This window comes from Pseudomonas sp. No.117 (assembly GCF_054558395.1).
The window spans coordinates 382,240-406,206 of sequence record NZ_BAAJNP010000003.1; the positions used below are offsets into that span (position 1 = coordinate 382,240).

20 protein-coding genes are annotated in these 23,967 nt (G+C 68.0%); 13 read left to right on the forward strand and 7 right to left on the reverse strand.

All coding sequences use genetic code 11. The features are described 5' to 3' along the window. Positions 1–32 precede the first annotated feature (32 nt). Entirely contained in the window at positions 33–2,102 is a 2,070-nt protein-coding gene (locus ACYJP6_RS08505; RefSeq protein WP_459474615.1) for an EAL domain-containing protein, read from the forward strand. A gap of 83 nt (positions 2,103–2,185) precedes the next feature. Here ACYJP6_RS08505 and serB read toward each other — a convergent pair whose 3' ends face one another. Next, positions 2,186–3,340, reverse strand: a complete 1,155-nt coding sequence (gene serB, locus ACYJP6_RS08510; protein WP_459474616.1) for a phosphoserine phosphatase SerB — start codon at positions 3,338–3,340, stop codon at positions 2,186–2,188. A 188-nt stretch (positions 3,341–3,528) separates the two neighbouring features. Here serB and ACYJP6_RS08515 point away from each other — a divergent pair, with 188 nt between their 5' ends. The 3 genes from ACYJP6_RS08515 (at position 3,529) to ACYJP6_RS08525 (ending at position 7,324) form a co-directional block, all read left to right on the forward strand. Then, positions 3,529–5,034 carry an AhpA/YtjB family protein gene (locus ACYJP6_RS08515; protein WP_459474617.1) on the forward strand — a complete coding sequence of 502 codons (1,506 nt, stop codon included), beginning with the start codon at positions 3,529–3,531 and terminating at the stop codon, positions 5,032–5,034. 20 nt (positions 5,035–5,054) lie between these two features. Next, positions 5,055–6,593 (forward strand): C13 family peptidase, encoded by a 1,539-nt coding sequence (locus ACYJP6_RS08520; RefSeq protein ID WP_459474618.1) that lies wholly within the window; start codon positions 5,055–5,057, stop codon positions 6,591–6,593. A gap of 89 nt (positions 6,594–6,682) precedes the next feature. Beyond that, a complete protein-coding gene (locus ACYJP6_RS08525; RefSeq protein WP_459474619.1) occupies positions 6,683–7,324 on the forward strand; it encodes an oxidoreductase in 642 nt (213 codons plus the stop codon). Positions 7,325–8,223: 899 nt separating this feature from the next. Here ACYJP6_RS08525 and ACYJP6_RS08530 read toward each other — a convergent pair. Further along, complete coding sequence (locus ACYJP6_RS08530; RefSeq protein WP_459474620.1) at positions 8,224–9,159, reverse strand: LysR substrate-binding domain-containing protein; 936 nt, start codon at positions 9,157–9,159, stop codon at positions 8,224–8,226. A 126-nt stretch (positions 9,160–9,285) separates the two neighbouring features. On the opposite strand from ACYJP6_RS08530, the gene ACYJP6_RS08535 reads away from it, so the two are divergent. Both ACYJP6_RS08535 and ACYJP6_RS08540 read left to right on the forward strand, forming a co-directional pair. Further along, a complete protein-coding gene (locus tag ACYJP6_RS08535; protein ID WP_459474621.1) occupies positions 9,286–10,662 on the forward strand; it encodes an L-serine ammonia-lyase in 1,377 nt (458 codons plus the stop codon). A gap of 63 nt (positions 10,663–10,725) precedes the next feature. Then, positions 10,726–11,202 carry a YbaK/EbsC family protein gene (locus ACYJP6_RS08540; protein WP_459474622.1) on the forward strand — a complete coding sequence of 159 codons (477 nt, stop codon included), beginning with the start codon at positions 10,726–10,728 and terminating at the stop codon, positions 11,200–11,202. On the opposite strand, the gene ACYJP6_RS08545 is transcribed toward ACYJP6_RS08540, so the two are convergent. Then, positions 11,190–11,318, reverse strand: coding sequence for a hypothetical protein (locus ACYJP6_RS08545; protein WP_459474623.1), 129 nt, complete (start codon positions 11,316–11,318; stop codon positions 11,190–11,192). The genes ACYJP6_RS08540 and ACYJP6_RS08545 overlap by 13 nt on opposite strands. A 143-nt stretch (positions 11,319–11,461) precedes the next feature. On the opposite strand from ACYJP6_RS08545, the gene ACYJP6_RS08550 reads away from it, so the two are divergent. After that, positions 11,462–12,865 carry an aminotransferase-like domain-containing protein gene (locus tag ACYJP6_RS08550; protein ID WP_459474624.1) on the forward strand — a complete coding sequence of 468 codons (1,404 nt, stop codon included), beginning with the start codon at positions 11,462–11,464 and terminating at the stop codon, positions 12,863–12,865. Here the strand turns inward: ACYJP6_RS08550 and ACYJP6_RS08555 are convergent. The 3 genes from ACYJP6_RS08555 to mpl are packed head-to-tail and all read right to left on the reverse strand — an operon-like array spanning position 12,862 to position 15,138. After that, positions 12,862–13,158: a YceK/YidQ family lipoprotein gene (locus ACYJP6_RS08555; protein ID WP_459474625.1), complete on the reverse strand. Its 297-nt coding sequence runs from the start codon at positions 13,156–13,158 to the stop codon at positions 12,862–12,864. The two genes, ACYJP6_RS08550 and ACYJP6_RS08555, sit on opposite strands and share 4 nt — an antisense overlap. Next, positions 13,151–13,783 (reverse strand): flavin prenyltransferase UbiX, encoded by a 633-nt coding sequence (ubiX, locus tag ACYJP6_RS08560; protein ID WP_058760807.1) that lies wholly within the window; start codon positions 13,781–13,783, stop codon positions 13,151–13,153. The genes ACYJP6_RS08555 and ubiX overlap by 8 nt, the downstream gene beginning before the upstream one ends. Next, the gene (gene mpl / locus ACYJP6_RS08565) at positions 13,783–15,138 is read right to left on the reverse strand and encodes a UDP-N-acetylmuramate:L-alanyl-gamma-D-glutamyl-meso-diaminopimelate ligase (RefSeq protein WP_459474626.1); all 1,356 of its coding nucleotides are present in this window, start codon (positions 15,136–15,138) and stop codon (positions 13,783–13,785) included. The genes ubiX and mpl overlap by 1 nt, the downstream gene beginning before the upstream one ends. 295 nt (positions 15,139–15,433) lie before the next feature. Here mpl and ACYJP6_RS08570 point away from each other — a divergent pair, with 295 nt between their 5' ends. After that, positions 15,434–16,597: an SLAC1 family transporter gene (locus ACYJP6_RS08570; protein WP_459474627.1), complete on the forward strand. Its 1,164-nt coding sequence runs from the start codon at positions 15,434–15,436 to the stop codon at positions 16,595–16,597. Here ACYJP6_RS08570 and ACYJP6_RS08575 read toward each other — a convergent pair. Further along, positions 16,594–18,486: a sigma-54-dependent Fis family transcriptional regulator gene (locus tag ACYJP6_RS08575; protein ID WP_459474628.1), complete on the reverse strand. Its 1,893-nt coding sequence runs from the start codon at positions 18,484–18,486 to the stop codon at positions 16,594–16,596. The two genes, ACYJP6_RS08570 and ACYJP6_RS08575, sit on opposite strands and share 4 nt — an antisense overlap. A gap of 247 nt (positions 18,487–18,733) precedes the next feature. Between ACYJP6_RS08575 and exaC the strand changes: the two genes are divergently transcribed. The 5 genes from exaC to ppa all read left to right on the forward strand — a co-directional run bounded on the left by exaC (position 18,734) and on the right by ppa (position 23,906). Next, complete coding sequence (gene exaC, locus ACYJP6_RS08580) at positions 18,734–20,254, forward strand: acetaldehyde dehydrogenase ExaC (protein ID WP_459474630.1); 1,521 nt, start codon at positions 18,734–18,736, stop codon at positions 20,252–20,254. A 248-nt stretch (positions 20,255–20,502) separates the two neighbouring features. Beyond that, on the forward strand, positions 20,503–21,534 hold the full coding sequence (gene adhP / locus ACYJP6_RS08585) for an alcohol dehydrogenase AdhP (protein WP_459474631.1): 1,032 nt from the start codon (positions 20,503–20,505) through the stop codon (positions 21,532–21,534). Positions 21,535–21,838: 304 nt separating this feature from the next. Continuing rightward, positions 21,839–22,486, forward strand: coding sequence for a DedA family protein (locus tag ACYJP6_RS08590; RefSeq protein ID WP_459474632.1), 648 nt, complete (start codon positions 21,839–21,841; stop codon positions 22,484–22,486). 4 nt (positions 22,487–22,490) lie between these two features. Beyond that, positions 22,491–23,327 (forward strand): M90 family metallopeptidase, encoded by an 837-nt coding sequence (locus tag ACYJP6_RS08595; protein ID WP_459474633.1) that lies wholly within the window; start codon positions 22,491–22,493, stop codon positions 23,325–23,327. A 51-nt stretch (positions 23,328–23,378) separates the two neighbouring features. After that, positions 23,379–23,906 (forward strand): inorganic diphosphatase, encoded by a 528-nt coding sequence (gene ppa / locus ACYJP6_RS08600; protein ID WP_007161198.1) that lies wholly within the window; start codon positions 23,379–23,381, stop codon positions 23,904–23,906. The last annotated feature ends 61 nt before the right edge of the window (positions 23,907–23,967 follow it).

The window sequence follows — 23,967 nt, forward strand, 5'->3', positions numbered from 1 at the left end:
GTTTGTCGTTATCGCCAGGGTGCGAGTAGACCATGGCTGCCGAACACAGCGCGATCCGCCTGTTGCTGCTCGAAGCATCGCAGAACGAGGCGGAACGTCTGGTAAGCCTGTTCCGCAATGCCGGACGGGCCGCGCGCGCCCAGCGCTTCGCCGATCCCGCCGGACTGGACGAGCTGCTGTCACAGTCCTGGGACCTCGCCATCCTCGCCCCGCCCACCGCGGACCTCGATAGCCACGCCGTCCTCCGCCAGCTGCGCCGCCAGGTGCCGCATCTCGCCGTCATCCAGCGGGTCGCGCCGGACGATGCCGGCGCGGTGGTCGAGGCCCTGCGCCAGGGGGCTCGCGACGCCATCGCCAGCGACAACGACGAACACCTCCTGCTGGCCAGCCTGCGCGAACTCGGCAATCTCGCCGAGCGCCGCGAGCGCCGCCGCCTGGAGCAGGCGCTGGCCGAGGCCGAGCAGCGTTGCCAGTTGCTGCTGGCCAACGCCGTGGATGCGGTCGCCTATGTCCACGACGGGCTGCACATCCATGTCAATTCCGCCTATGTGCAGCTGCTGGGCTACCCCTCCGCCGAGGACCTGGAAATCACCCCGCTGATGGATCTCATCGCCCCGGCCGACCAGCCGGCGCTGCGCGATGCCTTCCGCCAGCTGCGCGACGATCCGAATCCCTTGGAGCTGGATTGCCAGTGCGTCCGCCACGATGACCACCTTGTCGCGGTCCGCCTGCGCCTGACGCCGGCGATCTATCAGGACGAGCCCTGCGTGCAGCTGCACCTGCGCGAGGCCCGCGCCGTCCCCGAGGCCCTCGAGGAACAGCTGCGCGAGGTACGCTTCCAGGACATCCTGACCGGCCTGCTCAATCGCAGCCGCATGCTCGAGCTGCTCGAGGATGCCCTGGAGCGTGCCCGGCTCGGGGCCCCGGCCAGCTTCGCCTACCTGAGCATAGATCGCTATCCGACGCTGCTGGCCGAACTGGGCATAGGCGCCATGGATGAGCTGCTGGTGGCCCTGGCGGAGCGCCTGCGCGAACACTTCGGCAGCCTGGTTACCCTGTCGCGCTTCGCCGACGACGCCTTCACCGCCCTGCTGCCCCAGGCGGCCGACGCCAGCCTGGATACCGCCTTCGAGCGCCTGCTCGGCCGGCAGGAGCGGCAACCCCTGAGCTTGGCCGGCCGCAACCTGGCCATCAGCTATTCCATCGGCCTGGTCGGCCTGGACACCCACGTCAAGAGCGCCGGCGACCTGGTGGACCGGGCGCATCGCTCCGCCCGCCAGGTCGCCCAGCGCGGCGGCAATGCCTGCAAGCGCTACGATCCCGAGGAAGAATTGGCCGCCGCGGCCAATCGCGGCAACCTGGTGGCCATGGTCAAGCAGGCCTTGCAGCAGAACGGCTTCCGCCTGCTGTTCCAGCCGGTGATCGGCCTGCGCGGCGGCAGCCACGAGTACTATGAGGCGCTCTTGCGGCTGATCAATCCCCAGGGCGAGGAGGTCTCGCCCGCGGAATTCGCCCGCACCGCCCGCGACAGCGGCCTGAGCGGCCAGATCGATCGCTGGGTGATCCACCAGGCGGTGCGCCAGCTCGGCGAGCATCGCGCGCGCGGCCATGGCACCCGGATCTTCGTACACCTGTCCGGGGCGACCCTGGGCGACCTGGAACTGCTGCCCTGGCTGACCACCACCCTGCAGGCGCAGAGCCTGGACGCCGACGCGGTGATCTTCCAGCTGAGCGAAGAAGACCTGCTGGCCCAGCCGGAGCAAGCCCTGGGCATGGTGCACCGGCTACGCCGCCAGGGTCATCCGATCACCCTCAGCGGCTTCGCCGGCGGCCCCCAGCCGCTGGCCGCGCTACGCCTGCTGGTGCCGGACTACGTCAAGCTGTCCGGCTCGCTGATCAAGGACCTGGGGCAACCGGAGCACCAGGAGCGCCTCAAGGCCATGGTCGCCGAACTCAGCGCCCAGAACGTCCAGAGCATCGCGCCCTTCGTCGAGAGCGCCAGCGTGCTGGCCCAGCTCTGGCAGGTCGGGGTGCACTTCATCCAGGGCTACTACCTGCAGGAGCCCAGCCAGGCGATGGACTACGAGTTCCAGGCCGAGTAGCGGCGATCCAGCCAGGGACGGGTTCCGCACGGCGATTGTGGTCCGCCGCGGCGGTCGACCAGGATGGGTTTGTCGCGGCCGTCTCAGCCCAGGGTGTGACGGTCTTCCACGCCGAGCAGATAAAGCACCCCATCCAGGCCCAGCACGCTCACCGACTGCCGTGCGGACTGGCGCACCAGCGGCTTGGCGCGGAAGGCCACGCCCAGGCCGGCAAGGGCCAGCATCGGCAGGTCATTGGCGCCATCGCCCACAGCGATGGTCTGCTCCAGCTCCAGCCCTTCGCGACTGGCCAGCTCGCGCAGCAGGTCCGCCTTGCGCTGGGCATCGACGATGGGCTCGATGGCGCGACCGGTCAGCTTGCCGTCGACGATCTCCAGCTCGTTGGCGTAGACGTAGTCGATCCCCAGCCGCGCCTGCACCTGGCGGGCGAAATAGGTGAAGCCACCGGAGAGGATGGCGGTCTTGTAGCCCAGGCGCTTCAGCTCGGCGAACAGCCGCTCGGCGCCCTCGGTCAGGCGCAGCTGGGCACCGATGTCCGCCAGCACCTCCTCGGACAGGCCCTGCAGCAGCGCCATGCGCTCGGTGAAACTGGCACGGAAGTCGATCTCGCCACGCATGGCGCGCTCGGTGATGGCCGCCACGCGCTCGCCGATGCCAGCGGCCTTGGCCAGCTCGTCGATGACCTCCGCCTGGATGAGGGTGCTGTCCATGTCGAACACCGCCAGGCGGCGATGCTGGCGCTGCAGGTCGTCGGGTTGCCAGCCGATGTCCGCCTGGCCTTCCTGGGCCAGGGCCAGCAGGCCGGCGCGCCAGGCCTGGGCATCGTGCGGCTCGCCCGCCACCCGCAACTCCAGGGCCGCTCGCGTGGTGGCGCCCGGCTCGCTCAGGGAGCGGATCGCCTGGATGCCCAGCCCCTGCTCCCGGCACAGCGCGGCCAGCCGGGTCAGCGGCAGGTCCGCCAGGGTCCGGCCCATCAGCGTCAGGACGTGCGACACGCCGCTGTCCGGCGCGGGCTGCGCCAGCGGCGCCACCTGCAGACCCAGCGCCTGCAGGGCCTGGCCCAGCGCGGCCCCGGCGGCGGCCGGGCTGATCAGCAGGGTCACCGCGGCGCCATTGTCCAGGCCCTGCTGCTGCAGGGATTCCAGCCGGGCACCGGCGGCGGCCAGGGCGCCGGTGAGGGCAGCCAACCAGTCGGCGGGCAGCGTACCCACGGCCTGGAGTCCGATAACGTCTTGCATGGCGATCCCCTCGACGAAAAGCGCGCAGTCTACCCTTTCGCTCCGGCGGTGCCGAGCCATGGCCACCGGCTGGCGGCAGGAGCCCACCGCCGGCCTCTTTTGCGCGCAAGGACCCGCATTCGCCGTTTTCGCACCCCGACCCGCTGGTTATACTGGCCGCACACTTTTTGTCCAAAGAAACGATTTCTGTGACCCGCCCCGCGACCGTCAAGCCCGATAATTTCTTCCTGCTGATCTACCGAGCCCTGCGCCAGCGTCGTGTGCCGGTGGCCTTGCGCATCGTTTCCCACAGCCTGCTGCTGGTGGCCGCCGCCCTGGTGATCTATGCCGGCATCATGAGCGTGCAGTTCCGCCATGCCATGCAGCAGCAGGCCGACGCCGTCGGCCAGAGCCTGGTGACCCAGACGGCCAACTCCGCCGCCGAGTTGCTGGTGGCCAACGACAACCTCAGCCTCAACGTGCTGCTGAGCAACCTGGCGCGCAATCCGCTGGTCGCCCATGCCGCGGTCTACAGCCCGGACAACCGCGTGCTGGCCGAGTCCGGCACCCGCCCGAGCCAGGGCCTGCTGACCGCTACCGACGGCATCTACAGCACGCCGATCCGTTTCCAGGACGTCACCGCCGGCCAGGTCCGGCTGGCGCTGGACATGGACCAGTTCCAGCAGCCGATGATGATCAGCCTGCAGAACATGGGCCTGCTGGGGCTGATCCTGCTGGCCCTGACGCTGATCCTCAGCCTGCGCCTGGGCCGGCAGCTGTCGATCCCGTTGCTCGAACTGCGCGTCTGGCTGCGCGATCCGGACGATCCGGCGCCGGGCGCCGGCCGGCTCGACGAACTGGGCGACCTGGCCCGCCAGCTGCAAAGCCGGCTGGTGCCACCCAAGCCGCCCAAGGCGGAAACCGCCGAGGACGACGACCCCTTCGCCGACGAGCAGGGCGGCCTCAGCGTCAAGCCGCCGCCCGCACGCAAGGCCGCCAGCGCCAAGCCGGCCGCCCGCAAGCCAGCCACGACCGCACAGCCGGACGCCGACGCCGAGCTGGATGCCGATGCCTTCGCCGACCTGGTCCCGGATTCCTTCACCGAGCCGCCGGCCACCCCGGCCCCGGCGCTGCCCACCGAGCCCGACATCGTCACCTCGGCGGTGCTGGCCATCCAGCTCGGCGCCCAGGACCAGCTCAGCCGCCTGCCACGCAGCCGCCTCGAACAGCTGCTCGAGCGCTATCGCGACTGCCTGCAGCAGGCCACCGAGCTCTATGACGGCGAACTGCACACCCTCAAGGACGGCGGCAGCCTAATCCTCTTCCACGAGCGCAGCGACGACGACGACTACCTCACCCGGGCGCTCTGCTGCGGCGAGATCATGCGTGCCCTGGGCCATGCCCTGCAGGTGGAAGTGGTGGGCAGCGGTGCAACCCTGCAGCTGCAACTGGGTCTGACTCAGGGCGAACGCCTCGCCGGCCTGGAGCTCGCCCAATTGCTGGACAACACCACCGTACGCAATGCCCAGGCGCTGAGTCGCCACAGTCGCAACCTGCTGCTGGTCGAACACAGCATCGCCGAGGACGAGCTGCTGCGTAAACGTGCCCGTATCCGCACCATCGCCAGCCCGGCCGGTGCCAGCTGCGTGGAGCGCCTTCTGGAGCCCTACTCCGCGACGCTGGAGCGTCACCTGGTCCGGCTCGAGGCGCGTTAAAGCGCCCGCCGACCCCACCTATGAGCACCCTCTTGCGTCGTCTCGCCCTCGCCGCTTTCCTGCTGGCGACCTGCGTCGCCCAGGCAGCGCCCAATGCGAGCAGCGTGAGGTTGCCCGATGGCGGGGTCTATACCGGCGAGATCGTCAGCGGCCTGCTCAACGGCAGTGGCCGCATCGAGTGGCCCAACGGCAACTGGCTCAAGGGCCGTTTCAAGGACGGCCTCGCCGAAGGTCCGGGCGAACAGCAATTCGCCGACGGCACCTACTACCAGGGCACCTTCCGCCGCGGTCTCTACCATGGCCAGGGCAATCTCATCAGCAGCGCGGGCTGGGAGTACCACGGCAGCTTCGTCAACGGCCGCATGCAGGGCCAGGGCTCCAAGCTCGACAGCGACGGCACCCAGACCATCGGCACCTTCAACGACGGCCACCTCAATGGCGTCGGCCAGTGGCAGGAGCCAGGCGGCGATCGTTACGACGGTGAATTCGTCGACGACCAGTTCGAGGGTGCCGGCGTCTACCGCAGCGCCAGCGGTGACCTCTGGCGTGGGCGCTTCACCGCCGGCGAGCTGACCGGCAACGGCGAATTCGTCGGCAGCGACAGCAGCCAGTACCGAGGCGCCTTCCGCAACTGGAAGTTCGACGGCCAGGGCGTGCTCACCAACAGTGACGGCAGCGTCTATCGCGGCACCTTCGCCGACGGCGTCTATGCCGGCATGGGCGTGCTCACCCGTGCTGACGGCCAACTCGAACGCGGCCTCTGGGAGGGTGGCAAGCGCATCCGCGACGACCAGGGCCAGTACATCGCCGATCCCCTGGAACGCGCCCTGCTCGACCAGGGCAAGGTGCTCGACCAGGAACTGCAGCAGATCCCGGCCTCCACCCCAGCCACCGAACTCTACGGCCTGGTCCTGGCGGGCGATGGCAACCAGGGCGTGTTCCAGCGGGAAGCCAATTATGTCGCCAACTTCCTGACCACCACCTGGGGCGCGCGCGACGTCGTGCGCCTGATCAACGCCAAGGACATCCGTAACGACCATCCGCTGGCCACCCGCGAGAATCTCTATCAGAGCCTGCAGGCCCTGGCCCAGCGCACCGGCCCCGAGGACCTCATCCTCATCTACCTGACCAGCCACGGCTCGGCCGACCACCAGCTGGTGCTCGACCAGCCGGGCCTGGATCTCTCCAGCCTGCCCGCAGCGGAACTTGGCCGCCTGCTCGCGCCGCTGCGCGGACGCGACAAGCTGGTGATCGTCTCCAGCTGCTACAGCGGCGGCTTCATCCCGCAACTGCAGGACGACCACACCCTGGTGATGACCGCTTCCAAGGCCGACCGCACCTCCTTCGGCTGCACCGACGAAGCCGACTTCACCTACTTCGGGCGGGCCCTGTTCGCCGAGGCGTTCCAGCACACCGACGATCCCGAACAGGCCTTCCAGCGCGCCCGCGACACCGTGTCCGTGCGCGAGAAGACCGAAGGCTTCGAACCGTCCGAGCCCCAGCTCTGGGCACCGCCCGCCGTGCTGCAGAAATGGCGCGCCTGGCGAGCGAGCCGCTGAGTGCCGCGCGTGCCTGCGAGGCTGACGAACAACCGGAACGCCCGCGGTCCAATCCGACATCAGCGGCCGCCGCTACCTAGGAGAGCCCCGTGTACCTGACGCCTCAGCATGCCCTCATCGCCGGCGCCACCGGCCTGACCGGCGAACACCTGCTCGACCGTCTCCTCAACGAGCCGACGGTACCGCGGGTGCTGGCGCCGACGCGCCGCCCCCTGGCGGAGCACGCTCGCCTGGACAACCCGGTAGGCGACCTCAACAGTCTGCTGCCGACCCTGGAAGGCCCGCTGGACGTGGCCTTTTGCTGCCTCGGCACCACTCTGAAGCAGGCCGGCTCCGAGGCGGCCTTTCGCGCCGTGGACTATGGCCTGCCCCTGGCGGTCGGTCAGCGTGCGCTCGAACTAGGCGCTCGCCACTACATCGTGGTCAGCGCCATCGGCGCCGATTCGCAATCTTCGATCTTCTACAACAAGGTCAAGGGCGAGCTGGAGGAAGCCCTGCAGGACCAGGGTTGGCCGCAACTGACCCTGGCGCGGCCCTCGCTTCTGATCGGGCAACGCCAGGAAGAGCGTTTGGGCGAACGCCTGGCCGCCCCGCTGTCCCAGTGGCTGCCGGGCAAATGGCACGGCATCGAAGCCACGGTCCTGGCGCGCGCCCTGTGGCGCCTGGCCCTGGAGGAAGGCAAGGGCGTGCGCGTGGTGGAGTCGGACGAACTGCGCAAGCTGGGACGTTGAAGGCGTAGAGCCAAGGGCTGGGTTGCCGCCCTCGCGGTCATGGCGGTCCGCCGGTGCGGCCGCTCCTATGCCTAGGCCCCGCATGGGTCCATCAAGCGTTTCCAAGACCTATTACCGCCACTCCCCGCTCGGATACTCTGGGAGAGGCCTGGGGTGAGGGCGCGCCTCACGACGAAGCCACCAGTGGAAAAGGCTGCGCCGTTTTCCACGCTACGGAGCCTGCAAACGCTCGGATAAGCCCCCTCTCCCTCTGGGAGAGGGTTGGGGTGAGGGCACGCCTCACCACGAAGCCACCGGTGGAAAAGGTTGCGCCGTTTTCCACGCTACGGAGGCTGCATAAGCCCCTTCTCGCTCGGACAGCCCCCTATCCCTCTGGGAGAGGGTTGGAGTGAGGGCGCGCCTCACGACGAAGCCACCGGTGGAAAAAGCTGCGCCGTTTTCCACGCTACGGAGGCTGCACAAGCCCCTTCTCGCTCGGACAGCCCCCCTCCCTCTGGGAGAGGGCTGGGGTGAGGGCACGCCTCACGACTAAGCCACCAGCGGAAAAGGCTGCGCCGTTTTCCACGCTACGGAGCCTGCACAAGCCCCTTCTCGCTCGGACAGCCCCCTCTCCCTTTGGGAGAGGGCTGGGGTGAGGGCACGCCTCACGACGAAGCCACCGGTGTAAAAGGCTGCGCCGTTTTCCACGTTACGGTGCGCAAGGCTTGGTCGCCTGCAGGAGCAGCCTTCTTGGGCGAAATCAATCGTAGGTTGGGCTGAGACGGCTCCATCGTCGAAGCCCAACATCACCGGTGCCGAGGCAGGCGCTGTTGGGCTTCGCTGCGCTCAACCCAACCTACGCCGGACGCCAGGATCAGCCACGTCTGCTGACCACCCTGGTCGCGATCAGACAGTGGCTCCTACGCCGGCTGCGCCAGCACCATCTGATCGACCTCCTGCACCAGCCAGTCGTGCAGAGCGCGCAAGCGTGGATCGGCCAGGGCGCCCTGGGCATAGAGCAGCATGTACCTCTTGTGCGCCGGCACCGAACGCCCGAAGGGCGGCACCACCAGCACGCCACGCGCCAGCTCGTCGGTGATCAGGGCACGCCGGGCGATGGCCACCCCCATGCCGGCGATGGCCGCCTCGATGGTCAGGTGGTTGCGGTTGAAGGTATGGCCGCGACGCACATCCAGCGCCGGCGCGCCGATGCTGGCCAGATAGAACTCCCATTCGGCGTATTCGTAGCTGCCGCGCCAGGCGGTGATGTCGTGCAGCAGCGGATAGCACTCCAGGTCCTCCGGCCGCTCCAGCGGTGGTCGCCCGGCCAGCAGGCTGGGCGCGCAGACCGGAAAGATCTCTTCCTCCATCAGCGGAGTCGAGGCCAGGCCCGGATAGCTGCCGTCGTTGAGGTCGATGGCCAGGTCGAATTCGCCCTCGCGCAGCGACCAGCTGCTGTCTTCCGCCACCAGGCGCAGTTGCAGATCGGGAAAGCGCGCCTGCAGGCGCGGCAGGCGCGGGGTCAGCCATTTGCCGAGGAAGGAGGGAATCGACCTGAGCCGCACCACCCCGCCGAATTGCCCGGCGTTGAGCCGGCGCAATTCGGCGTCGATCAGGCCATAGGCCTGATTCAGGGTGGTCGCCAGACGCTGGCCTTCGGCGGTCAGCTCCAGGCCACGGGCCACCCGGTGAAATAGCTTGAAGCCCAGCCGCTCCTCCAGCTGGCGCATCTGCTGGCTGATGGCGCCGGGCGTCACGTGCAGCTCTTCGGCGCAGCGCGTGAAGGACAGGTGCCGGGCGGCGCAGGCGAAGACCTGCAGCCAGGCCTGGGTTTGGGCGTTGAGGATCCGGCTCATCGATGAGTTCCGCTAAAGGATCGCTTAGAAGCTTTCGTTTGTGCGAGCTGAGGGCTTATCACCACTATGAGCCATCCGCCGGCACCTTGTCTGGCGCCCATTCAAGCTCAATCAGAGATCATCGTCATGGCCATCAGCGTCTTCGACCTGTTCAAAATCGGCGTGGGTCCGTCCAGCTCCCATACCGTGGGCCCGATGCGGGCCGGCGCCCTCTTCGCCCAGCGCCTGGTCGACGAGGGTCTGCTGGAGCAGGTCAAGCGGGTCGAGGTGCGCCTCTATGGCTCGCTGTCGGCCACCGGCGTCGGCCATGGCACCGACCGCGCCACCCTGATCGGCCTGATGGGCGAATGGCCGGATCGCGTCGACCCCGCCGCCGTGGAGCCGCGCATCGAAGCCCTGCGCAACGAGCGCCAGCTGCTGCTGGCTGGGCGCCAGGCGATCCACTTCGACTGGCAAGAAGACATGCTGCTGCTGGACGAAAGCCTGCCCTATCATCCCAATGCCATGACCCTGACCGCCTTCGGCGCCACCGGCGAGGTGGCCGAGGCGACCTACTACTCCATCGGCGGCGGCTTCGTGGTGGACGCTGCCCAGGCCGCCAGCGGCGTGCTGGACAACGACACCACCGAACTGCCCTACGAATTCTCCAGCGGCGCCGAGCTGCTGCAGCTGTGTCGCCGTCATGGCCTGGGCGTGGCCGAGCTGATGCTGGCCAACGAGAAGAGCTGGCGCGCCGAAGACGAGATCCGCGGCGGCCTGCTGCGCATCTGGGGCGTGATGCGCGAATGCGTCCAGAACGGACTGACCAACGAAGGCATCCTGCCCGGCGGTCTCAAGGTGCGCCGCCGCGCCGCCCGCCTGCACCAGAGCCTGCAAGCCATCGGCAAGCCCAACGTCATCGGTTCCACCCTCTCCGCCATGGAGTGGGTCAATCTCTTCGCCCTGGCGGTGAACGAGGAGAACGCCGCCGGCGGGCGCATGGTCACCGCGCCCACCAACGGTGCGGCCGGGATCATCCCGGCGGTGTTGATGTACTACATGAAATTCAATCCCGACGCCTGCGACGACGACGTGGTGCGCTTCATGCTCGCTGCTGCCGCCGTCGGCATCCTGTGCAAGAAGAACGCCTCCATCTCCGGTGCCGAGGTGGGCTGCCAGGGTGAGGTCGGCTCGGCCTGTGCCATGGCCGCGGCCGGTCTGGCCGAGGTGCTGGGCGCCAGCCCGGCGCAGCTGGAGAACGCCGCCGAGATCGGCCTGGAACACAACCTCGGCCTGACCTGCGACCCGGTGGGCGGCCTGGTGCAGGTACCCTGCATCGAGCGCAACGCCATCGCCGCGGTCAAGGCGATCAACGCCGCCCAGATGGCCCTGCGGGGCGACGGTGAACACTTCATCTCCCTAGACCAGGTGATCCGCACCATGAAGGAAACCGGCGCGGACATGCACGACAAGTACAAGGAAACCTCGCGTGGCGGCCTGGCCGTGACCTTCGTAGAGTGCTGAGTCAGCCTTGACGCGGGCGGTACAGATTGCCGAAAGTCGGGGTTTACCTGCACGGGAAGCCCCATGAGCCTCGACTCCGTTCGCCAGCACCTCGCCCGCATCGCGCCCGACCTCGAGATCCTCGAAGCCCAGACCAGTACCGCGACCGTCACCCTGGCCGCGGCCGCCCATGGCGTGGAACCGGGGCGGATCGCCAAGACCCTGGGCCTCAAGGTCGGCGAGCAGCAACTCCTGCTGGTCGCCCGTGGCGATGCCCGGCTGGACAACCGCAAGCTGAAGGCGGCCTTCGGCGGCAAGGCCAAGCTGCTCGATGCGGCGACCGTGGAAGGCCTCACCGGACATCCGGTGGGCGGCGTCTGCCCGTTCGGGCTGGCCACCCCGCTGCCGGTCTATTGCGACGAATCGCTGAAAGCCTTCGACGAGGTGCTACCCGCGGCGGGTGCCATCCACAGCTGCGTGCGCCTCACCCCGGAGCGGCTGGCCGCCCTCAGCGAGGCGCGCTGGGTGGATGTCTGCGAGGTAGGCGATCAGCGCAGCTGATCGTTCTTTTCCACGTCGCGGCGGTCCTTGTTCAGCATGACGCAGGCGTAGTAGCCGCTGCCGAGCAGGATGAGCGCCAGCAGGCTGAAGAGAATCATGAAGATGCCATCGTTCATGGCGGCCTCCGGGGATGCCAGAAAGGGATGAGTAGAGCTTAGGCTCCAGGGCTAGGGCTTTACAGCAGCAGGTAGCCGCCGGAAAAACCGGATCAGATGGCCCGGACTCGCTATAGTGATCGTCTCCCCTGCTCCGGCCTCGCATGAAGCGCTACGAAAGATTCGCCGACCAGCTCGCCACCCTGATGACCACCGGTGTCCTCGCCCCGGGCGATCGCCTGCCGTCGGTACGTAGCGCCAGCCAGACCCACGGCATCAGCCCCTCCACGGTGTTCCAGGCCTATTACCTGCTGGAAAGCCGCGGCCTGATCGAGGCCCGCGAGCGATCCGGCTATTTCGTCCGCGAACCGGCGCGGTCGCGCGAGGCGGCACCGCTGCTGGCGCCGCTGGAAGGCACCGAGGTGGCGGTCAGCGACCTGGTCTATTCGGTGCTGCAATCGCTGCAGGATCCGGACATCGTGCCCTTCGGCTCGGCCTTTCCCAGCCCGGATCTCTTTCCCCTGGCCCGGCTGGCGCGCAGCATGGCCCATGGCCTGCGCGACCTGCCCGCCCAGGACCTCACCAGCTACGTCACCCTCGGCCATCCGGAGCTGCGTCGGCAGATCGCCCGGCGCTATGGCCTGGCCGGCATGCCGGAGGTTGGTGAAGAACTGGTGATCACCCACGGCGCCCTGGAGGCGCTGAACCTGGGCCTGCAGAGCCTGACCCGGCCCGGTGACCTGGTGGCGGTAGAAAGCCCGGCCTTCTATGCCAGCCTGCAGGTACTGGAGCGGTTGCAGCTCAAGGCGGTGGAGATCCCGGTCGATCCCGAGCACGGTCTGAATCTGGATGCCCTGGAAGAGGCCCTCGCCCGCCTGCCGATCAAGGCCTGCTGGTTCATGAGCGGCCTGCAGAATCCCACCGGGGCCAGCCTCGACGATAGCGCCCAGCAGCGCCTCTATGGCCTGCTGCAACGCCATCAGGTCCCGTTGCTGGAAGACGACGTCTACGCCGAACTCTACAGCGGCGGCGAACCGCACCGGCCGGTCAAGCGCTTCGACTGCGAAGGCCTGGTGCTGCACTGCGGCTCCTTTTCCAAGTGCCTGGCACCAGGTTATCGCGTCGGCTGGATCGCTGCCGGCCGCCAGGCCGGCGCCGTCGCCCGACTGCGCCTGATGACCACCATCACCCCCTCGATGCCGGCCCAGGCCGCCCTGGCGGACTACCTGCAGCACGGCGGCTACGAGCGCCATCTGCGCCGGCTACGGCTGAAGCTCGACCAGCAGCGCCAGGCCATGCTGGCGGCGGCGCGACGCTACCTGCCGGCCGAGACCGGCGTCACTCGCCCCCAGGGTGGCTACTTTCTCTGGTTCGAATTGCCCCCGCGGGTGGACAGCCTGGTGCTCTATCGCCAGGCCCTGGCCGAGGGCATCAGCCTGGCGCCAGGGCCGATCTTTTCCGCGCAACAGGGGTTTCGCCACTGCATCAGACTCAATTGCGGCCATCCCTGGGACGCCCGCAGCGAGGCGGCCATGGCCAGGCTCGGTGAGCTGCTGAAGGCATTCTAGAGCCCGCCCCGCATACTGCCGCGCCCACCAATGGCCGCCGGCAGCGACAGCGGCAGCAAGAGGGTATCGAGCAGGGCGCTGCCGGGCAGGTCCAGCGCCGGCCAGGCCGGGGCCTCGGCGCCGAAGCGATCCTGGGCGCAGCAACCGCCCTGCAGGGCATAGAGATCCAGCCGGGTGCCGGCATAGACCACCGGCGCACCGGGCTTGGCCGCGTCCAGGGTGCGCGCCGTGGCGCAGCCGCCGAGGGCCAGGACGGCCATCAGCAGCAGACCGAGGCGCGCGGCCCTAGTCATCGTTGCCAGCCAGGTGATGTTCGCCCCAGCGCGGCAGCATGTCCTGGGGAATGCCCAGGGTATTGAGGATGCGCGCCACCACGAAGTCCACCAGGTCGTCGAGGGTCTGCGGCTGGTGGTAGAACCCCGGCGAGGCCGGCAGGATGGTCACGCCGAGGTTGGACAGCTTGAGCATGTTTTCCAGGTGGATGCTGGAAAACGGCGACTCGCGCGGTACCAGGATCAGTTGCCGCCGCTCCTTGAGCGCCACGTCGGCGGCGCGCTCGATGAGGTTGTTGCTGGCCCCGGTGGCGATGGCCGAGAGGGTGCCGGTGGAACAGGGGCAGACCACCATGGCCGCGGGGGCACTGGAACCGGACGCCGGCGGTGCCATCCAGTCGCTCTGGCCGAACACTCGCACCTGGCCGGGGGCCGCGCCGGTGTATTCGGTGAGGAAGGCCTGCATGGCCTGGGGCTTGGGCGGCAGCACCACGTCGGTCTCGGTGGCCATCACCAGTTGCGCGGCCTTGGAGATGAGGAAATGCACCTCGCGCTCCTCCTGCACCAGGCAATCCAGCAGGCGCAGGCCGTACTGGGCACCGGAGGCGCCGGTCAGCGCCAGGGTGATGCGTTCCGGGCCGGCCATCATGCCTGCTCCAGGGCGGCGGCCAGCTTGCCGTGCAGGCCGCCGAAGCCACCGTTGCTCATGATCACCACGTGGGTGGGGCCGTCCAGCTCGGCCTTGACGCGCTCGATGATGGCCTCCAGGGAGTCGCAGACCACCGCCGGCACCTGGCAGGCGGCGGCGGTGCCGGCCAGGTCCCAGCCCAGATTCGGCGGGGCGTACCAGACCACGCTGTCGGCCCCGGTAACGCTGTCCGGCAGACCGTCACGATGAGCGCCCAGCTTCATGGAATTCGAGCGCGGCTCGATCACGGCGATGATCCGCTCGCGGCCGACCCGGGCGCGTAGCCCCTGCAGGGTGGTGGCAATGGCGGTGGGATGGTGGGCGAAGTCGTCGTAGACGGTCACCTCCTTCACCTCGGCGACTTTTTCCATGCGCCGCTTGACGCTGCGGAATTCGCTCAGGGCGGCGACGCCCAGAGCGGGCACCACACCGACGTGACGAGCCGCCGCCAGGGTGGCCAGGGCATTGGCCACGTTGTGCTGGCCGGTCAGCTCCCAGGCCACAGTGCCCTGGACTTCACCGGCGAACAGCACCTCGAAGCGCGAGCCGTCCTCGGCCAGCAGGCGCGCCTGCCATTGGCCGCCTGCGCCGGTGGTCTGCACCGGGGTCCAGCAACCCATCTTCAGTACCCGCACCAGCGCCGTTTCGTCGGTGGGATGGATGATCAGGCCGCTGCTGGGGATGGTCCGCACCAGGTGATGGAATTGCCGCTCGATGGCCGCCAGGTCCGGGAAGATGTCCGCGTGATCGTATTCCAGGTTATTGAGGATAGTGGTGCGCGGTCGGTAGTGGACGAACTTGGATCTCTTGTCGAAGAAGGCACTGTCGTATTCGTCGGCTTCCACCACGAAGAAGGGCGTGCCACCTAGGCGCGCCGAGATGCCGAAATTCTGCGGCACCCCACCGATGAGAAAGCCCGGACTCATGCCGGCATGCTCCAGCACCCAGGCCAGCATGCTGGTGGTGGTGGTCTTGCCGTGGGTGCCGGCGACCGCCAGCACCCAGCGGCCCTGGAGCACGTGCTCGGCCAGCCACTGGGGGCCGGAGACATAGGGCAGACCCTGGTCCAGCACGTATTCCACCGCCGGATTGCCCCGCGACAGGGCATTGCCGATGACCACCAGGTCCGGCGCCGGATCGAGTTGTTTGGGATCGTAGCCCTGGGTCAGCTCGATGCCCTGGGCCTCGAGCTGGGTGCTCATGGGCGGATAGACGTTGGCGTCGGAGCCGGTCACGCGATGGCCGGCTTCCTTGGCCAGCACCGCGAGCGACCCCATGAAGGTGCCGCAGATACCGAGGATGTGGATGTGCATGACAGGCGGGCTCCGCTGCAGATTGAACGGCGGCAAGGTTAGCACGGGGGGCCAGGGCGCCGGAGCCATGACCCATGCCGATGTCCAGGTGTCGCCGGGTGCGTCACGCCCAGGAGAATTCCCAGGCGGCCCGGACCACAGGACAGGGCTGGTCCAGCACGGCGCTGGAATACCGAGCTTTCCACTCCCGCCAGACCAGCTTATCTATGCGATCAATCTATATTTTCAAATCATTCATTTCTAATGATAAGTGCCTTTTCATAGGCTGGAGGCCTTCCTTTCCGGAGCACTCCCGATGCCCCTCGCCGATGCCCTGGCCCTGCGCCAGGGCCGCAAGCCCCTCAGCCAGCTCGACCGTCCGCTGGAGGTCATCCGCCAGTTCACCCCCAACTGGTTCGCCGTGACCATGGGCACCGGCATCCTGGCTCTCGCCCTGGCAGCCTTCCCGCTGCCGATCCCAGGGCTGCGCCTGGTCGCCGAGGGTCTCTGGCTGCTCGACGTCCTGCTGTTCACCCTGTTCGCCGGGCTCTATGCCGCCCGTTGGCTGCTGTTCTTCGACGAAGCCCGGCAGGTATTCGCCCACGCCACGGTGTCCATGTTCTTCGGCACCATCCCCATGGGCCTGGCGACGCTGATCAATGGGCTGCTGCTGTTTGGCCTGCCACGCTGGGGCGCGGCGGTGCTGCCCCTGGCACTCGGCCTCTGGTGGCTGGATGTGGCCATGGCACTGGCTTGCGGGGTGCTGATTCCCTACCTGATGTTCACTCGCCAGGAGCACCGCATCGACCAGATGACCGCCGTCTGGCTGCTGCCCGTGGTGGCCGCGGAAGTCGCCGCCGCCAGTGGCGGGTTGCTGGTGCCGCACCTGGCGGCTGGCGAGCAATTCACCGTGCTCATCGCCAGTTATGTGCTCTGGGCTTATTCGGTGCCCGTCGCCCTGAGTCTGCTGGTGATCCTGCTGCTACGCCTGGCGCTGCACAAGTTGCCGCCGGCCAGCATGGCGGCCTCGAGCTGGCTGGCGCTCGGGCCGATCGGCACCGGCGCCCTGGGCCTGCTGGTGCTGGGCACCGATGCGCCAGCGGTGTTGGCCGCCCAAGGCCTGGCGGTGGTCGGCGAGGTCGCCCAGGGCCTGGGGCTACTGGGCGCGGTGCTGCTCTGGGGCCTGGGTCTCTGGTGGTTGGCCCTGGCCGTGCTGGTCACCGGGCGCTATGCCCGCCAGGGCATGCCGTTCAACCTGGGCTGGTGGGGCTTCACCTTTCCCCTGGGCGTCTATGCCCTGACCACCCTGCGCCTGGGCGAGGCCCTGGCGGCGCGCTTCTTCACCGGCCTGGGCGCCGTGCTGGTGGTGGCGCTGGTCCTGCTGTGGACGCTGGTCGCCAGCCGTACCCTGGCCGGCGCCTACCGGGGCAGTCTGTTCGTCTCGCCCTGCATCGCCCACCTGTGCAAGAAGGTGAGCTAACCCTGCGGGCGCTGCAGGCCATGCTGATGCAGCCAGCGATAGAGGGTGTTGCGACTCACCCCCAGGCGCTTGGCGGCGCGGGTCATCTGCCAGTGGCAATCGTCCAGCACCGCGCGCAGCTCTTCCCGGGCGCTGTCAACGGGTGCGGTACTGGTGCTGGCCCGAGGTGCCGGGGCACGGCATTCGGCCGGTAGCTCGTCCAGGCCGATATGGCCGTCTTCGCTCAGGGCGACCAGGGTACGCAGCACGGTGCGCAACTGGCGGACGTTGCCGGGCCAGGGCTGGACCAACAGGCAGGCGCGCGCGGCCGGATCGAGGCGGATCGCCTCGCCGCGGGCCTCTTCGGCCAGCAGCTGATCGAGCAATTCGCCACGGTCACTGCGTTCGCGCAGCGCCGGCAGGGTCACCACCAGGCCGCGCAGGCGATAGTAGAGGTCTTCGCGAAAGCTGCCGGCGGCCACCAGGGCCTCCAGATCGCGGTGACTGGCGCTGACCAGGCGCAGGTCCAGGGCCCGCGGAGCACCGCCGCCGAGGGGGACCACCTGGCGCTCTTCCAGCACCCTGAGCAAGCGGGTCTGCAGCGCCAGCGGCATGTCGCCGATCTCGTCGAGAAAGAGGATGCCGCCATCGGCCTGCTGCAACTTGCCGGCCATGCCTTCCTTGCGCGCCCCGGTGAAACTGCCGCCGCGATAGCCGAACAGCTCGCTCTCGATCAGGGTTTCCGGGATAGCCGCGCAATTGAGGGCGACGAAGGCCTGGCCGGCGCGACTGCTGGCGCGGTGCAAGGCGCTGGCGAAGGCTTCCTTGCCGGTGCCGGTCTCGCCGTGCAGCAGTACCGGCACGTCACGTTCCAGGACCTTGAGCGCCCGCGCGAAATCCCGCGCCAGCGCCGGATCGGCCAGGCAGATGCCACTGGGCAGGGGCGCCTTGGGCACCGCCATCGGGGTGACCGGCCGCACCTGGGGCCCGCGCACCAGGCCATGGAAGCCCTGCCCCTGGCGCCCGCGCAGCGCCCAGCAGGCACTGGGTTGCGGGCGGGCACGCTCGAGAAGATCGTCCAGCCGCAGTTCGAACAGGCTTTCCATCCGCTGTCCCAGCACGGCACTACGCGCCAGACCCAGCAGCATCAGGGCGGTCTCGTTGGCGGCCTGGACACGCCCCTCGTCGTCGAAGGCCAGCAGCCCTTCGCTGAGCAGGCCGACGTAGGCCGCCTGGGCATGGAAGCGCAGCAGGTAGCCCTCGGCGTAGCGGTCGAGGAAATAGCAGCTCTCGATCAGCTTGGCCGAGAGATTGACCAGCGCCATGGTGTGGAACTGGCCCTGGCGCGAGGCTTCCTGGCGGGCGGTGGAGACGTCCAGCACCGCCAGCAGCTCGCCCGCCGGATCGAAGACCGGACTGGCCGAGCAGGTCAGCTGGGTATGGCGGCTGCGGAAGTGTTCGTCGCGATGGATGGTCAGCGCCTGGCGCTCCACCACGCAGGTGCCGATGCCGTTGGTGCCTTCGCAGGCCTCGCTCCAGTCGGCGCCCAGCCAGAGACCGGCCTGCTGGAAGATCCCGCGCTCGGCCTCGGCGGTCACGCAGTCGAGGATCAGGCCGCGGGCATCGGTGAGCAGCACGGCGTGGCCGGCACCGCCGAGTTGCTGGTGCAGCGAATTCATCTGGCCACGGGCGATCTGCAGGACCCGTTGCTGGCGCTGGCGATGCTCGTCGAATCGGGCATGCTCCAACACCCAGGGCGCCACGCGGGCAGCCGGGTCTAGGCGGTGCTCATCGAGACAGCGCCGCCAGGAACGGGCGATGGCCGGATCGCTGGCGGGGCCATCGAGGGCGGCGCCACGGGCGAGCTGGAGCACCTGGCTGGCATGACGATCGGACGGGGTGGCGGTCATTGTTGTTGTCCTCCGCTAGGGCGTCTGCGGCCTCCAGCATAGGCCAAATCGGCGGGTCTGGGCACCTTGTCACCCCGAGGTGACAGGCTGTCACGCCAAGGGGTGACACCTCTGTCACAGTGACAGGGTGCGGCGTCCCCCCTCCCGGCGGAAAAGGCTGCGGCCATGCGGGTTCGCCCGACTTGGCCCGCGCCTTGCTCAGGATCGGAGCGCCGCTCTTCCTACAAGAACAAACAGGAGACCCACCATGCGCTACGCAGCTCCCGGCACCCAAGACGCCCTCGTCACCCTGCAGGCCCGCTACGGCAACTATATCGGCGGCGAATTCGTCGCCCCGGTGAAGGGCCAGTACTTCACCAACACCTCCCCGGTGAACGGCTCGGTGATCGGTGAATTCCCCCGCTCCGACGCCGCCGACATCGAACGCGCCCTGGACGCCGCCCATGCCGCCGCCGATGCCTGGGGCCGCACCTCGGTGCAGGAGCGCTCGCTGATCCTGCTGAAGATCGCCGATCGCATCGAACAGAACCTGGAAAAGCTGGCCGTCGCCGAAACCTGGGACAACGGCAAGGCGGTGCGCGAGACGCTCAACGCCGACGTGCCCCTGGCCGCCGATCACTTCCGCTATTTCGCCGGCTGCATCCGCGCCCAGGAAGGCAGCGCCGCCGAGATCAACGACACCACCGCCAGCTACCATTTCCACGAGCCGCTCGGCGTGGTCGGCCAGATCATCCCCTGGAACTTCCCGCTGCTGATGGCCGCCTGGAAACTGGCCCCGGCGCTGGCCGCCGGCAACTGTGTGGTGCTCAAGCCCGCCGAGCAGACGCCGCTGTCGATCACCCTGTTCGTCGAGATCGTCGGCGACCTGCTGCCGCCCGGCGTGCTCAACGTGGTGCAGGGCTATGGCAAGGAGGCCGGCGAGGCCCTGGCCACCAGCACCCGCATCGCCAAGATCGCCTTCACCGGCTCCACCCCGGTGGGCTCGCACATCCTCTCCTGCGCCGCCAAGAACATCATCCCCAGCACCGTGGAGCTGGGCGGCAAGTCGCCCAATATCTACTTCGAAGACATCATGCAGGCCGAGCCGAGCTTCATCGACAAGGCCGCCGAAGGACTGGTGCTGGGCTTCTTCAACCAGGGCGAGGTGTGCACCTGCCCGTCCCGCGCCCTGGTACAGGAATCTATCTACGCCCCCTTCATGGAAGCGGTGCAGAAGAAGATCGCCCAGATCAAGCGTGGTGACCCGCTGGACACCGACACCATGATCGGTGCCCAGGCCTCCCAGCAGCAGTTCGAGAAGATCGTCTCCTACCTGGACATCGCTCGGGCAGAAGGTGCCGAATTCCTCACCGGCGGCAACGTCGAGCAGCTGCAAGGCGACCTGTCCAGCGGTTATTACATCCAGCCGACCCTGCTCAAGGGCCACAACAAGATGCGCGTCTTCCAGGAAGAGATCTTCGGCCCGGTGATCGGGGTGACCACCTTCAAGGACGAAGCCGAGGCCCTGGCCATCGCCAACGACACCGAGTTCGGCCTCGGCGCCGGGGTCTGGACCCGCGACATCAACCGCGCCTACCGCATGGGCCGCGGCATCAAGGCCGGTCGCGTCTGGACCAACTGCTACCACCTCTACCCCGCCCACGCTGCCTTCGGTGGCTACAAGAAATCCGGCGTCGGCCGGGAAACCCACAAGATGATGCTCGACCACTACCAGCAGACCAAGAACCTGCTGGTCAGCTACGACATCAACCCGTTGGGCTTCTTCTAAGAGCGGCCAGCAAGGCGTCAGGCGCAGCCCCTAGACGGCTGCGCCTGACACCAGAGCTGCTCCTACGACGCCGGGATCGCGCGCCCCAGCAGGAAATCGGGGCGCGCCTCCCCCCTGACCTGGATCAACACTCGTTCCCCGTGGGTGGCCGACGCTAGAAGTGCCGGCCGCCCGCGGTGGACCGGTGCGTCCCGGCGCAGGCCTCGTCTGGCTTCATCCACGCATCATGTATCCATGAGGGACTCGTCATGCCTAAAACAATGAAAGCTGCCGTCGTCACCGCCTTTGGCCAACCCCTGGAAATCCGCGAGGTCGAGGTGCCCACTCCGGCAGCCGGCCAGGTACTGGTCAAGATCGCCGCCAGCGGCGTCTGCCATACCGACCTGCACGCTGCCGAAGGCGATTGGCCGGTGAAGCCCAACCCGCCCTTCATCCCTGGTCACGAGGGCGTCGGCCACGTGGTGGCGGTGGGCGCCGGCGTCACCCATGTCAAGGAAGGCGACCGCGTCGGGGTGCCCTGGCTGTATTCCACCTGCGGCCATTGCGAGCACTGCCTGGGCGGCTGGGAAACCCTCTGCGAAGCCCAGCAGAACACCGGCTACTCGGTGAACGGCGGCTTCGCCGAATACACCCTGGCCGACGCCGGCTACGTCGGCCGCCTGCCGGACAACGTCGGCTTCGTCGAGATCGCGCCCATCCTCTGCGCCGGGGTCACCGTCTACAAGGGCCTGAAGATGACCGATACCAAGCCCGGCAACTGGGTGGTGATCTCCGGCATCGGCGGGCTCGGCCACATGGCGGTGCAGTACGCCCGGGCCATGGGTCTGAACGTGGCGGCGGTGGACGTGGACGACAAGAAGCTCGACCTCGCTCGCCGGCTGGGCGCCGAGGTCACGGTCAACGCCCGCCAGCAGGACCCGGCGGCCTATCTGAAGAAAGAGATCGGTGGTGCCCATGGCGCCCTGGTCACGGCGGTCTCGCCCAAGGCCTTCGAACAGGCCATCGGCATGACCCGCCGCGGTGGCACCATCGCCCTCAACGGCCTGCCGCCGGGTGATTTCCCGCTGTCGATCTTCGACATGGTGCTCAACGGCACCACGGTGCGTGGCTCCATCGTCGGTACCCGCCTGGACCTGCAGGAGGCGTTGGACTTCGCCGGCGAGGGCAAGGTCAAGGCCACGGTGAGCGCCGAACCGCTGGAGAACATCAACGCCATCTTCTCCCGCATGCACGAAGGCGGCATCGAGGGTCGGGTGGTGATCGACATGGCGCTCGGATAAAGAAAGCTCACGATCTCGCGAGCTAGAGCCAACCAAGGCGAAACTGCCCGAGGAAGCGGAGTTTACAAAAGGTAAATGAGCATTCCGAGGGCAGTTTCAACGCAGGTTGGCCGACGCGCAGCAGATCGTGACCAGTACGACACTCCCGCGCCGGGAAGGGCGCGGGAGTGAACCTTTGCCCTACCTCGACCTCTGAGCGGCTGGCGTTTTTTCCCGGCACCTATCTCGACCAGGCCACAAAACCCGGTCTCGACTGCCCTTATAATCGCCGCTGGACCCCTCGCAACCTCGGTAGGCACGCCCCATGGAATTCAACCCGATCGACCTGATCCTGCACCTCGACGTCTATCTCAGCGGGTTGGTGACCCAATACGGCACCTGGATCTACGCCATCCTCTTCGCGGTGATCTTCTGCGAGACGGGTCTGGTGGTGACGCCCTTCCTGCCTGGCGACTCCCTGCTGTTCATCGCCGGCGCCCTGTCCGCCCTCGGTGACCTGGACCCCTACCTGCTGGCGGGCCTGCTGATGTTCGCCGCCGTCGCCGGCGACAGCACCAACTACCTGATCGGCCGCTTCGCCGGGGACAAGCTGTTCAGCAACCCTCAGTCCAAGGTGTTCCGCCGCGACTACCTGCTGCGCACCCAGGCCTTCTACGAACACCATGGCGGCAAGACCATCACCCTGGCGCGCTTCCTGCCCATCATCCGTACCTTCGCCCCCTTCGTCGCCGGCGTGGGACGCATGCACTACCCCTACTTCCTCGCCTACAGCGTGCTCGGTTCGCTGCTGTGGGTCGGCGGCCTGGTCAGCCTGGGCTACTTCTTCGGCAACGTGCCCTTCATCAAGCAGAACCTCACCGTCATGGTGCTGGCCATCATCGGTATCTCCCTGCTGCCGATGATCCTCGGCCTGATCAAGAGCCGGCGCGCCGCGGTGCAGAGCGGGGCCTGACGCCTTGGGCTTCTGGCGTGCCTGGCGCGAGCGGCGCCTGCTGGAGCGGGTCGCCATCGCCGACGAACTCTGGGCGCGCCTGCGCCAGCGCCTGCCGATCCTCGATGGCCTGAGCGCCGAGGAAGACCTCTGGCTGCGCGAGCACTGCGTACTGTTCCTCGCCGAGAAGCGCCTCACCCTGCTGCAGGGCCTGGAACTGGATGACGGCGACCGCCTGCTGCTCGCCGCCCAGGCGCTGTTGCCGCTGCTGCACCTGCCGGAAGCGGCGCTCTATCCCAATGTGCGCGAGATCGTCGTCTACCCCGATGCCTTCGTCAGCCCTCAGCGCTATCGCGACGAGGGCGGCCTCGAGCACGAGTGGGACGAGGAACGCGACGGCGAGGCCTGGGACCGCGGCCAGGTGATCCTGGCCTGGCCCGGCGTCCAGGCCAGCGGCGGCTGGGAGGCCTACAACCTGGTCATCCACGAATTCGCCCACCTGATCGACCTGCTCGCCGGCGACCTGTGCAACGGCCAGCCGCCGCTGCACGAAGACATGCCCCAGGCCGCCTGGACCCAGGCCTTGCAAAACGCCTATGACGACCTCAATCGTCAGCTCGACGCCGATCCGGACGCCGAGACCGTCCTCGATCCCTATGCCGCGGAAAGCCCCGAGGAATTCTTCGCCGTCGCCTGCGAGTACTTCTTCAGCGCGCCCGACCTGCTCAGCGAGACCTATCCAGCCGTTTACGGCCAGTTGCAGCAGCTGTTCCGCCAGGATCCGCGCCAGCGTCTCGCCGCCAGCCTGGCGAGCGTGCCACAGCCAGCATCCCCGGGGTCCGAGGCTCGAACCCCGATCTGAAAGCGCCTATACTCCCGGCCACTTTTCCCAACCGACCAGAGGGACCCGTTCATGAGCTACAGCAAGATTCCCGCCGGCAAAGACCTGCCGAACGACATCTACGTCGCCATCGAGATTCCGGCCAACCACGCGCCGATCAAGTACGAGATCGACAAGGACAGCGACGCCCTCTTCGTCGACCGTTTCATGGCCACCCCCATGTTCTACCCGGCCAACTACGGCTACATCCCCAACACCCTGGCCGACGATGGCGATCCCCTGGACGTGCTGGTCGTGACCCCCTACCCGGTCGCCCCCGGCGCTGTGATCCGCGCCCGTCCGGTCGGCGTGCTGCACATGACCGACGAAGCCGGTGGCGATGCCAAGCTGATCGCCGTCCCCCACGACAAGCTGAGCGTCCTGTACAAGGACGTGAAGGAATACACCGACCTGCCGGCCCTGCTGCTGGAGCAGATCAAGCACTTCTTTGAGAACTACAAGGATCTGGAGAAGGGCAAGTGGGTCAAGGTCGAGGGCTGGGGCGATGCCGACGCCGCCCGCGCCGAGATCACCAAGGCCGTGGCCGCCTACAAGGGCTGATCCCGGTCCGCCGCAGAAAAGCCCGGCTCGCCGGGCTTTTTTGTGCCTGTGAGTTGGGCAG